11 protein-coding genes are annotated in these 9,994 nt (G+C 61.6%); 5 read left to right on the forward strand and 6 right to left on the reverse strand.

Annotation, left to right across the window (positions count from 1 at the left end):
* Window positions 1–19: 19 nt before the first annotated feature.
* Genes BFQ01_RS09050 through BFQ01_RS09060 form a run of 3 tightly spaced genes read right to left on the reverse strand, consistent with a single transcriptional unit; the run spans window position 20 to window position 2,346 of the window.
* On the reverse strand, window positions 20–1,000 hold the full coding sequence (locus BFQ01_RS09050) for a hypothetical protein (RefSeq protein ID WP_065925000.1): 981 nt from the start codon (window positions 998–1,000) through the stop codon (window positions 20–22).
* Complete coding sequence (locus BFQ01_RS09055) at window positions 1,001–1,888, reverse strand: KPN_02809 family neutral zinc metallopeptidase (protein WP_065925001.1); 888 nt, start codon at window positions 1,886–1,888, stop codon at window positions 1,001–1,003.
* Between the two features lie 44 nt (window positions 1,889–1,932).
* Window positions 1,933–2,346 carry a membrane lipoprotein lipid attachment site-containing protein gene (locus BFQ01_RS09060; protein ID WP_065925002.1) on the reverse strand — a complete coding sequence of 138 codons (414 nt, stop codon included), beginning with the start codon at window positions 2,344–2,346 and terminating at the stop codon, window positions 1,933–1,935.
* 199 nt (window positions 2,347–2,545) lie between these two features.
* Here BFQ01_RS09060 and BFQ01_RS09065 point away from each other — a divergent pair, with 199 nt between their 5' ends.
* Complete coding sequence (locus BFQ01_RS09065) at window positions 2,546–3,424, forward strand: DMT family transporter (protein WP_065925003.1); 879 nt, start codon at window positions 2,546–2,548, stop codon at window positions 3,422–3,424.
* On the opposite strand, the gene BFQ01_RS09070 is transcribed toward BFQ01_RS09065, so the two are convergent.
* The gene (locus BFQ01_RS09070) at window positions 3,425–4,759 is read right to left on the reverse strand and encodes an MFS transporter (protein WP_065925004.1); all 1,335 of its coding nucleotides are present in this window, start codon (window positions 4,757–4,759) and stop codon (window positions 3,425–3,427) included.
* Between the two features lie 223 nt (window positions 4,760–4,982).
* On the opposite strand from BFQ01_RS09070, the gene quiC reads away from it, so the two are divergent.
* The gene (gene quiC, locus BFQ01_RS09075) at window positions 4,983–6,884 is read left to right on the forward strand and encodes a 3-dehydroshikimate dehydratase QuiC (protein WP_027605288.1); all 1,902 of its coding nucleotides are present in this window, start codon (window positions 4,983–4,985) and stop codon (window positions 6,882–6,884) included.
* A gap of 80 nt (window positions 6,885–6,964) precedes the next feature.
* Entirely contained in the window at window positions 6,965–7,630 is a 666-nt protein-coding gene (locus BFQ01_RS09080; RefSeq protein WP_027605289.1) for a TetR/AcrR family transcriptional regulator, read from the forward strand.
* Between the two features lie 51 nt (window positions 7,631–7,681).
* Here BFQ01_RS09080 and BFQ01_RS09085 read toward each other — a convergent pair whose 3' ends face one another.
* A complete protein-coding gene (locus tag BFQ01_RS09085) occupies window positions 7,682–8,530 on the reverse strand; it encodes a shikimate dehydrogenase (protein ID WP_065925005.1) in 849 nt (282 codons plus the stop codon).
* On the reverse strand, window positions 8,527–8,976 hold the full coding sequence (gene aroQ, locus BFQ01_RS09090; protein ID WP_010206717.1) for a type II 3-dehydroquinate dehydratase: 450 nt from the start codon (window positions 8,974–8,976) through the stop codon (window positions 8,527–8,529). The genes BFQ01_RS09085 and aroQ overlap by 4 nt, the downstream gene beginning before the upstream one ends.
* A gap of 207 nt (window positions 8,977–9,183) precedes the next feature.
* Between aroQ and BFQ01_RS09095 the strand changes: the two genes are divergently transcribed.
* Both BFQ01_RS09095 and BFQ01_RS09100 read left to right on the forward strand, forming a co-directional pair.
* Window positions 9,184–9,705 (forward strand): RNA polymerase sigma factor, encoded by a 522-nt coding sequence (locus tag BFQ01_RS09095; protein WP_065925006.1) that lies wholly within the window; start codon window positions 9,184–9,186, stop codon window positions 9,703–9,705.
* Between the two features lie 63 nt (window positions 9,706–9,768).
* The coding region (locus BFQ01_RS09100; protein ID WP_141691256.1) for a FecR/PupR family sigma factor regulator at window positions 9,769–9,994 on the forward strand (226 nt) is incomplete at its 3' end.

Raw genomic sequence — 9,994 nt, forward strand, 5'->3', positions numbered from 1 at the left:
GGAGGTGCGGTTTCTTCAGTTAATGCTGGGAAAACAGTACCTTCTGGCCCTCGGGCGACGTAAACATCCTATCTCCGTCATGCCCCACCCCCGGCACTTCCACCAGCGTCTGGCGCAACTGCGGATGGCGCTGCTTGAGGTAGTCAAAGTAGTTGTGCCCGCGAATCAGCCGATACGCGCCCTGGGTCTCGGCTTCGCAGCTTTTATCCAGTGCCGGGTGGTTCGGGTCGGTGTCCTGCTGGCCCAGCAGGTAAGTGATGGTGCGTGATACGTAGGCCTGTTCCAGCTGCTCGGCGCTTTGGCCGTTGGCGTAGGCCGGCAGGTGCTGCATGCCGTACTTCCAGGCGTTGAAGCCCGGGCAACTGGCGGTCTCGAACTTCACCGGCCGCTGTGGGCTGAAGTAGGCATAGGACGAGGGGTTGGCCACCACATAACGCAGGCGGATGCCCTCGGTTTGCAGGGTCGGGTGCGCGTGGCCGGTGAGGGCGAAGCGCTGCACCACCTGGCCGCCGCCGGAATGGCCGGCGACCACGATTTCCTTCAGCGCCGGGAACAGCGTGCGGTTGCCCAGGTGCTTGATGATCTGGTCGAGGGCGCCGAAAGAGCTGATCTGGCCCGGGCCGGTCGAGGCGTCGCCGGCCATCCAGTCATTGCCCTTCCAGCGCAGCACCTGGTTGCCCAGGTGGTTGCGCTTCATGTCGGACCCGTTCAGAAACTGCGGCGCGATTACCAGGGTGTTGGCGGCGACGCCGGCGTGTTCGGCGGCATCCATTCCGCTTTGCAGGTAGGTCTGCGCATTACGCAGGCGCCCGTGCACGATGATCAACGCGCGGGTGACGTCGGGCAGTGGCTGGCGCCAGTCCTGGCTCAGGCCGAGGCTGAGATCGCCGGCCTCCAGATGAAAACGCTCGGGGCTGACCACCTTGACGCCATGCTCGGCGGCCCAGGCGGATGATGAGATGAGCAACAGGCCCAACAGCAGTCCCAATCGTTGATTCATTTATAGGCTCTTGGCAGCGAACGTGTCGCATTGAGTGATCTGGCCCTGGGCGAAGCCGGTCTTGAACCAGCGCACCCGCTGTGCCGAGGTGCCGTGGGTAAACGAGTCCGGCACCACGCGTCCCTGGCCCTGCTGCTGCAAACGGTCATCGCCGATGGCGTTGGCCGCATTCAGCGCTTCTTCAATATCGCCCGGTTCCAGCCAGTTCAGGCGCTTTTGCGCACGGTTGGCCCACACACCGGCGAAGCAGTCGGCTTGCAGCTCCTGGCGCACCAGCAGGCCACCGTCGCCTTGCATCTGCCGGCCTTGCTGGCGTGCGGCCTGGATCTTCGACGAAATGCCCAGCAATGTTTGTACGTGGTGCCCGACTTCGTGGGCGATCACATAGGCCTGGGCGAAATCGCCGGCCGCCTGGAAGCGTTGGGACATTTCCCGGAAGAAATCCAGGTCCAGATAAACCTGCTGATCCGCCGGGCAATAGAACGGGCCGCTGGCCGAGGTGGCGCCACCACAGGCGGAATTGACCCGGCCACGGAACAGGATCAGTTTCGGGTTTTTGTAGACCAGGCCGTTTTCCTTGAACACCTGGCCCCAGGTGTCTTCGGTATCGCCCAGCACCGCGCGTACGAAGTCGGCTTGCTCATCGTTGGCCGGCGGCGCCTGGCGTGACTGCGTACTCACCGAGGGCGCCTGTTCCATCTGGCCGGTCAACTGGCCGAGGATCTGCATCGGGTCCTGGCCGGTCAGCCAGCCGATGCCGACGATCAGCACAATCGCGGTCAGGCTCAGGCCCTTGCCGCCGCCAAAGCGCATCCCGCCACCGCCGCCGCCACTGTCATCGCGGGCATCCACCACGTTGTCGCTGCGTCGGCCTTTTTTCCATAGCATGGGGCAATCCTCTGTGTGCTAACCGTGATTGAGTATGGTCGGTATTAACGGCAATAGCCTTCGCCGGTGGCGACGATCAGGCAGTCTTTTTTGTCCGCCAGCCATTTCAGCCCGGTCGCTTCTCCGTCGCCGGCGCGTAGGAGTTGCGGGCCGTCCGGACGGGTGAAGGCGATGCCGTCTTCGGCCGCTTCACCCTTGAAGGTGCCCGAGTCGTCGGCGTCGAGGCCGTATTGCATGGTCAGGAGGTAATGGCCACGGCCGACGCTGTCGTCCTTGACGATGGTCAGGTGCAGGCCTTCGACGCCGATCCATTTGCCGACCCATTTATCCGTGGGCGGGGTTTCGGGTACCAGGGTGGCCTGCACGGAAGGCGGCGCAGGTTTGGGCGCTGGCGTGGACGCCTGGTTGCAGGCGGTCAGCAGGGCAAGGGCAGAAAGAACAAAAAGAATTTTTTTCATCGCGGCAAGGCCTTGGTTAAAAAGTATGCAATGCGCAGGCTAAGGTGCTGCGTTGGACTCGAATCCAGTGATTTAGTGCGCTGTTCGCCCGGTGTTTGGTTATGCTCTTGGGGCAGGCGCCAGCCCGGCTGCTAGATTACCGGGTTGAGCGCTGTTTCGTTCAGTGCTCAGCGTTCCGCTCGCCACGCAAGAGAATTCCATGACTGTCAGCACCCCCCTTTCCGGCGTCAACCATCCTTTCAAAGGCATTTTGCTGATCGTGTTGGCGACATTCCTGTTCTCCAGCCACGATGCCTTGTCCAAATACCTGGCCGGGTTCTACCCGATCGTGATGGTGGTGTGGGTGCGCTACGTGGTGCACACCTTGCTGATGGCCGGGATTTTCCTGCCGCAATCAGGGCTGCGCGTGCTGCGCAGTAAACGCCCGGGGATGCAGGTGGTGCGGGCCTTGTGCCTGTTGGGCACCAGCCTGTTTTTCACCACGGCGCTGCATTACATCCCGTTGGCGGAAGCCACGGCGGTGAACTTCCTCGCGCCGATCCTGGTGACGGCACTGTCGGTGCCGCTGCTTGGCGAACACGTGACACGCGGCCAATGGCTGGCGGTGATCTGCGGTTTCGTCGGCGTGCTGGTGATCATTCACCCAGGCGGTGAGTTGTTCACGCCCGCGGTGTTACTGCCGCTGTGCTCGGCGCTGTTCTTCTGCTTCTACCAACTGCTTACGCGCATCCTCAGCCAATACGACACGCCCACCACCAGCAACTTCTTCGCCGGGCTGTGCAATACCTTGGTGATGAGTGCGATGGTGCCGTTCTTCTGGCAGGTTCCCACGCTGTGGCATGGCGTGTTGATGCTGGCGCTGGGCACCTGTGGGATGACCGCGCACTTGATGCTGACCCAGGCGTTTCGCTTCGCGGCACCGGCCTTGCTGGCGCCGTTCGGCTATTGCCAGATCGTCTTCGCGGGGTTGTTGGGCTGGCTGGTGTTCAACCATACCCCCGATGTGACCACGGTGGTCGGCATCGGGGTGATCTGCATGAGCGGTCTGGCCGCTGCCTGGCAGCAGCGGCGCAGGTGATCAGGCGTCTACGGTCGGAATCTTGCGCGGTGCCATGAAGTACATCCAGGTCAGCGCAATGAAGTACATCGCCGGGATCAGGGTGAACAACACGGTGTAGTTGTTGTTGGTCACGGTGAGGATGTGGCCGACGATCTGGGTCATGAACATGCCGCCGATGGCCGCACACATGCCGCCGAAACCGAACACCGTACTCATCATGTGCTTGGGCGTGTAGTCCATCACCAGGCTCCAGATGTTGGCGGTCCACGCCTGGTGCGCACCGATGGCCAGGGAAATGGCAAACACCGCGACCCACAGCTGGCTGGAACCGGCCGCCATGATCACGCCGACGATGCAGCAGGCAAACAGCAGCATTGACAGCAACCGCGCCTTGATCGAGTTCATCCCCCGACCGATCAGGAACGAAGACAGAATCCCCCCGCCCACACTGCCGAAGTCGGCGGTCAGATAGATGATGATCAGCGGGATACCCATCTGGGTCACGTTGATGCCCAGGTTGTATTGCTGGTTCAGGAACGGCGGCAGCCAATACAGGTAGAACCAGAACACCGGTGCGGTGAGTGCATAAGCGATGGCAAAGGCCCAGGTGCCGCGCATGCGCAGGATGCGGCTGAACGGTACGCCGGGTTGTTCCGGTTCGACTTCCCGTTGCACGTAGTCCAGTTCGGATTGTTTAACGCTCGGGTGGTCTTCCGGGTTGTAGTACTTCAAGCCCCAGAACACCAGCCAGATCGCGCCCAGCGACGCCATGCACAGGAACGCAGCCTGCCAGCCCCACACATGCAGGATCAACGGCAGCAGCATCGGCGTCATCATCGCGCCGACGTTGGTACCGGCGTTGAAGATACCGGTGGCCACCGCACGCTCACCGGCGGGGAACCACAGGCGGGTGGTCTTCACGCAGGCCGGGTAGTTGGCGGCTTCGGTCAGCCCGAGGATAAAGCGGCAGACCATAAAACCGACCGCCGAAGTGGCCAAGCCATGGGCGCCAGTGGCCAGGCTCCACAACAGTACGGCGCAGAAGAACACGCGCTTGACGCCCACGCGGTCGATGAGTCGGCCTTGCAGCACGAAGCCGATGGCGTAGCCGACCTGGAACCAGAAGTTGATGTTGGCGTAGTCCATCGCCGTCCAGCTCATTTCCTTGGCCAGGATCGGTTGCATCACGCCCAGGGCGGCGCGGTCGATGTAGTTGAGGGTGGTGGCGAAGAACACCAGGGCCAGCATGCCCCAGCGGGTTTTACCCACGGCCATGGCGCCGCGGATCTTGTCGCCGATGCCGGCGTGCGGGGTGCCCGGGCGCGCGGCCAGGGCGGAATTTTGCGAAGGCATGTGGTTGTACCCGTTTTTTGAAATTTTTATGAGGTGTTGTGGGTCTTCTTTTGGGTGTCGCTGCGTGATTGATGGTGCGCAGTGGCTAAAAAATCGTCAATTCGCCAAAGAGGCTTAGTGTTCGATAATCGCACCAAAAACTAACCGGTTCGTACATTTTAATTGCTGCGGGTAGTCTGGGGGCGAATAATTTGCCATAAACAACAATTGCCGGGAGTCACCCATGCAACGTTCCATCGCCACCGTGTCTTTGAGCGGTACCCTGCCGGAGAAGCTCGAAGCCATTGCCGCCGCCGGGTTCGATGGGGTTGAGATCTTCGAGAACGACCTGTTGTATTACGACGGCAGCCCTCGGGAAGTTAGGCAGATGTGCGCCGACCTCGGCATTGCCATCACCTTGTTCCAGCCGTTTCGCGACTTTGAAGGCTGCCGCCGCGATCGCTTGGCGCGCAACCTGGAGCGCGCCGAGCGCAAGTTCGACCTGATGCAGGAACTGGGCACCGACCTGGTGCTGGTGTGCAGTAACGCTTCGGCCGATTGCGTCGGGGATGAACGCATCCTGCTCGACGACCTCGGCCTGTTGGCCGAACACGCCGGCCGTCGCGGCCTGCGCATTGGTTATGAAGCGTTGGCCTGGGGCAAGCATGTGAACACCTGGCAGCAGGTGTGGAACCTGGTGCGCCAGGTCGATCACCCGAGCCTTGGGGTGTTGCTCGACAGCTTCCACACGCTGTCGCTCAAGGGCGACCCGAGTGCCATCGCGCAGATCCCCGGCGACAAGATCTTCTTTGTGCAAATGGCCGACGCGCCGATCCTGGCCATGGATGTGCTGGAGTGGAGCCGGCATTTTCGCTGCTTCCCCGGCCAGGGTGAATTCGACTTGGCGGGGTTCCTCGCGCCGATCATCAAGAGCGGCTACACCGGGCCGTTGTCCCTGGAAATTTTCAACGATGGCTTTCGCGCCGCCCCAACCCGCGCGAATGCGGCGGATGGCCTGCGCTCCCTGCTGTACCTGGAAGAGAAAACCCGCGAGCGCCTGCAACAGGAGGCCCCCGCGCAACCTGTCGAGATTCTGTTTGATACCCCGGCGGCCAGCGAATACGACGGTATTGAGTTCCTTGAGTTCGCCGTGGATGAAAACCTCGGCGCCAAGCTCACCCATTGGCTGGAACGCCTGGGTTTCGTCAAGGCCGGCCAGCACCGCTCCAAGAGCGTGAGCCTGCTGCGCCAGGGCGACATCAACCTGATCCTCAACTGCGAACCCTATTCCTTCGCGCATAACTTTTTCGAGGCCCATGGGCCGTCGTTGTGCGCCACGGCGATTCGGGTCAAGGACAGCGCCAAGGCCCTGGAACGGGCGGTGGCCTACAAGGGCCAGCCCTATCGCGGCCTGGTCGGGCCCAACGAGTTGGAGCTGGCGGCAGTACGTGCGCCGGACGGTAGCCTGATTTACCTGGTGGATCAGAGTGAGGGGGGGATCTACGACACCGACTTCAATCTGCAAGCGTCCAGCGCTGCCGGCGGTGGTTTGCTGCGCATCGACCATATGGCCATGGCCTTGCCGGCCGACAGCCTCGACAGCTGGGTGCTGTTCTACAAGAGCCTGCTGGATTTCGAAGCCGATGACGAAGTGGTGCTGCCCGACCCTTACGGCCTGGTGAAGAGCCGTGCGCTGCGCAGCCGTTGCAGCTCGATTCGCTTGCCGCTGAATATTTCCGAGAACCGCAACACCGCGATTTCCCACGCGCTGTCGAGCTATCGCGGCTCGGGTGTGCATCACATTGCCTTTGACTGCGCGGATATTTTTGCCGAAGTGCGCCGTGCCAAGGAGGCCGGGGTGCCGCTGCTGGATATTCCGCTCAACTACTACGATGACCTGGCCGCGCGCTTTGATTTCGATGATGAGTTCCTCAGCGAACTGGCGTACTACAACGTGTTGTACGACCGTGACGCCCAGGGCGGTGAGTTGTTTCATGTGTACACCGAGCCCTTCGAAGGACGGTTTTTCTTCGAGATCATCCAACGCAAGAACGGTTACGCCGGCTACGGCGCGGCCAACGTAGCGGTGCGCCTGGCGGCGATGGCCAAATCCCGCAGCGGCGCGGTGCGCCAGGCGCGTTTATAACGGTGGGCCAGGTGCTTCCTTCGTAAGACGCCTCGGCCCATAATCGCGGCCTGCACAATAAAAATGGCCGTGAGCGCACCATGACCTCAAGTCCCGAACTCCCCGCGGTGTCAGACGCACCGCGCAAGAGTCGTAAGAACAACCCGGAAAAGACCCGCGAGAACATTCTCCAGGAAGCCATCGTCGAGTTTGTTCAGCAGGGCCTGTCCGGCGCTCGCGTGGATGCCATCGCCGAGCGCATCCATACCTCCAAACGCATGATCTATTACTACTTCGGCAGCAAGGAGCAGTTGTACGTCGAGGTGCTGGAGAAGCTCTACGGCGATATTCGCAACACCGAAACGCGGATGAACCTCACCGCCCTGGAACCGCGTGAGGCGATCCGGCGGCTGGTGGAGTTCACCTTCGATCACCACGATCAGAACGTCGATTTCGTGCGAATCGTCAGCATCGAAAATATCCACAATGCCGAGTACGTGAAACGCACCGAAACCATCAAGGCGATGAACAGCAAAATCCTCGAGGGGCTAGGGGTGACGTTGCGCCGGGGCGCCGAGATGGGGCTGTTTCGCGAAGGGCTGGAACCGTTGGACGTGCACCTGCTGATCAACTCATTCAGCTTTTACCGGGTGTCCAACCGCCATACGTTCAGTGAGATCTTTCAGATCGACCTGTCGGATGAGGCGGTTAAACAACGGCATCGCGAGATGATTTGCGAATCGGTGCTGCGCTACCTGCAGGCCTGAGTACACCGCCTGACCCAATGGGGGAGGGCGCTTGCCCCCCCCTCCCACATTTCAGCTGTTCATGCTCTTGAAGTGCGCGAGCATCCGCTGCGCATCCGGCACCTCGCCACTGAACAACTCAAACGCCTTCACCGCCTGGAACACCGCCATGTTGCCGCCATCCAGGGTGCGGCAGCCCAAGGCGCGGGCATCGCGCAGCAGTTCGGTTTCCAGCGGGAAGTACACAATTTCAGCCACCCACAGTTCGGCTCTCAGCAGGGCCGCGGGCACCGGTGTGCCGGGCAGCTTGGCCATGCCCATGGGCGTGGTGTTGACCAAGCCATCGGCTTCGGCCATGGCGTTTTCAAGGTGGGTGCCGACCTGGGCGCGGCCGGCGCCGAAACGCTGGGCGAGGTTATCCACAAGGTCGCGGGCGCGGCTGGCGTCCACGTCGAAAATACTCAAGTGTTCCACACCTTCTGCCAATAGCGCATGTGCCACCGCTGCGCCGGCACCGCCCGCGCCCATCTGCACCACGCGTTGGCGCGGCACATCGTTGAGGTTGCGGCGAAAGCCTTCGGCAAATCCCAGGCAGTCGGTGTTATGGCCGATGCGCTTGCCGTCCTTGAACACCACGGTGTTGACCGCGCCGATGCCTCGGGCCTCGTCGGACAAATCATCGAGCAACGGCAGGATTGCCTGCTTGCACGGGTAAGTAATGTTCAACCCGGTGAAGTGCATCAACTCGGCAGCCTCCAGCAGGTCGGGCAGGGCGTTGATGTCCAGGTGCAGGGGCTCAAGGTCAATCAGGCGATACAGGTAGCGCAAGCCTTGGGCGTCGCCTTCCTGCTCATGCAGCGCAGGGGTGCGGGAAGCCTGGATGCCGGCGCCGATCAGGCCGGCGAGGATGCGCGGTTTCATCGGGCCGACCCCTTCAACAACTGGCTGAAATGTTCCAGGGCCAAGTGGTAGCCATGGCTGCCAAAGCCCGCGAGCACCGCCTTGGCGATGGGCGACACAAACGAGTGATGCCGAAACGCCTCGCGCGCATGCACATTGGATAAGTGCACCTCGATCACCGGCACTTCACTGGCCACCAGGGCATCGCGAATCGCCACCGAGGTGTGGGTCCAGGCTGCCGGGTTGATCACGATACCGGCGCAGCGGGCGCGGGCGCCGTGGATCCAGTCCAGCAGTTCGCCTTCGTGGTTGGTCTGGCGGAATTCGATTTTGAGCCCCAGTTGTTCGGCGCTGCGGCCGCACAGGGCAGCGACGTCGGCCAGGGTTTCGTGGCCGTAGGTCGCAGGCTCGCGGGTGCCGAGCAGGTTGAGGTTGGGGCCGTTGAGCACCAACACGATGGGCGGCATACGGGGGATCTCCACAGTTCTTGTTGGTTGTGGGGATAAAATGTACTGGTTAGTTAATTTGGTCAATTGATGACGGCAGATGTGTTCGATTACCGAACCGTTAATCAGACGTGTCCGGCGCTCGAATCAGATTAGATATCAATTGAAAATCATTCTCGACAACGCTTAAGATGCCCGCCTGTTTCCTTTACATTCCAGGGAGTCGGTTTGTCGGACGTGGATCTCAAAGGCCTGTTTCTCAAGCACGCCGATACCCTGCGCGGGTATCTGGCGCGCAAGGTACGGGACCCGCAGTTGGCGGCCGACCTGGTGCAGGAGAGCTTCCTGCGCCTGGCGGAAAAACCCGCCGGCGAGCGTATCGACAACTCCCAGGGCTATCTCTATCGAACGGCGAGCAATCTGCTGATCGACCATATTCGCCAGGAAGCGCGGCGCAAGACAGACTCCGTGCCCCATGAGGCGCTGGCCGAGATTGAAGATGAAGTGGCCGGGTTGGAGGCTCAGGCAATGGCGCAGCAACAGCGACAGGCATTGAAGCAGGCGTTGGCGGAATTGCCGGAACGCACCCAGCAGATCTTCCGTCTGAACCGTATAGAGGGCATGACCCACGCCCAGGTCGCCCGGCATTTGGATATCTCCGACAGCTCCGTGCAAAAGCACCTGGCCAAGGCGCTGGCATATGTGATGCAGCGCTTGCAGGACGGCGAGGTGGAGCCAGCCGACGAATGAATTACGGAAAAACCTCAGCTCAGACGTCACAGCGTCATATAACGAAAAATTCGAGATTCACACGTGAATAGCCAGGGTCCGCAACAGCACAGCATTACCGAGGAGGCCGCCGAGTGGGCGGTGCGCCTGCACGCCGGTGCCCTGACCGACCAGGAGCAGGCCGAGCTGCGCCAGTGGATCGCCTGCGACAGCCGCCACGAAGCGGCGCTGCGCTTTGCCGAACAGACCTGGGCGGCGTTGGGCGAGGTGCATAAGGACGAGACCGTTCACCGCCAGCGCCCCGCGACCG

The organism is Pseudomonas sp. 8 R 14 (genome assembly GCF_900005955.1).
Taxonomy (GTDB): Bacteria; Pseudomonadota; Gammaproteobacteria; order Pseudomonadales; family Pseudomonadaceae; genus Aquipseudomonas; species Aquipseudomonas marginalis.

Bases quoted from the DNA above. Each gene is read 5' to 3' on its own strand.
- BFQ01_RS09050 (WP_065925000.1), bottom strand. From the start codon at position 1,000: ATGAATCAACGATTGGGACTGCTGTTGGGCCTGTTGCTCATCTCATCA.
- BFQ01_RS09055 (WP_065925001.1), bottom strand. From the start codon at position 1,888: ATGCTATGGAAAAAAGGCCGACGCAGCGACAACGTGGTGGATGCCCGC.
- BFQ01_RS09060 (WP_065925002.1), bottom strand. From the start codon at position 2,346: ATGAAAAAAATTCTTTTTGTTCTTTCTGCCCTTGCCCTGCTGACCGCC.
- BFQ01_RS09065 (WP_065925003.1), top strand. From the start codon at position 2,546: ATGACTGTCAGCACCCCCCTTTCCGGCGTCAACCATCCTTTCAAAGGC.
- BFQ01_RS09070 (WP_065925004.1), bottom strand. From the start codon at position 4,759: ATGCCTTCGCAAAATTCCGCCCTGGCCGCGCGCCCGGGCACCCCGCAC.
- quiC (WP_027605288.1), top strand. From the start codon at position 4,983: ATGCAACGTTCCATCGCCACCGTGTCTTTGAGCGGTACCCTGCCGGAG.
- BFQ01_RS09080 (WP_027605289.1), top strand. From the start codon at position 6,965: ATGACCTCAAGTCCCGAACTCCCCGCGGTGTCAGACGCACCGCGCAAG.
- BFQ01_RS09085 (WP_065925005.1), bottom strand. From the start codon at position 8,530: ATGAAACCGCGCATCCTCGCCGGCCTGATCGGCGCCGGCATCCAGGCT.
- aroQ (WP_010206717.1), bottom strand. From the start codon at position 8,976: ATGCCGCCCATCGTGTTGGTGCTCAACGGCCCCAACCTCAACCTGCTC.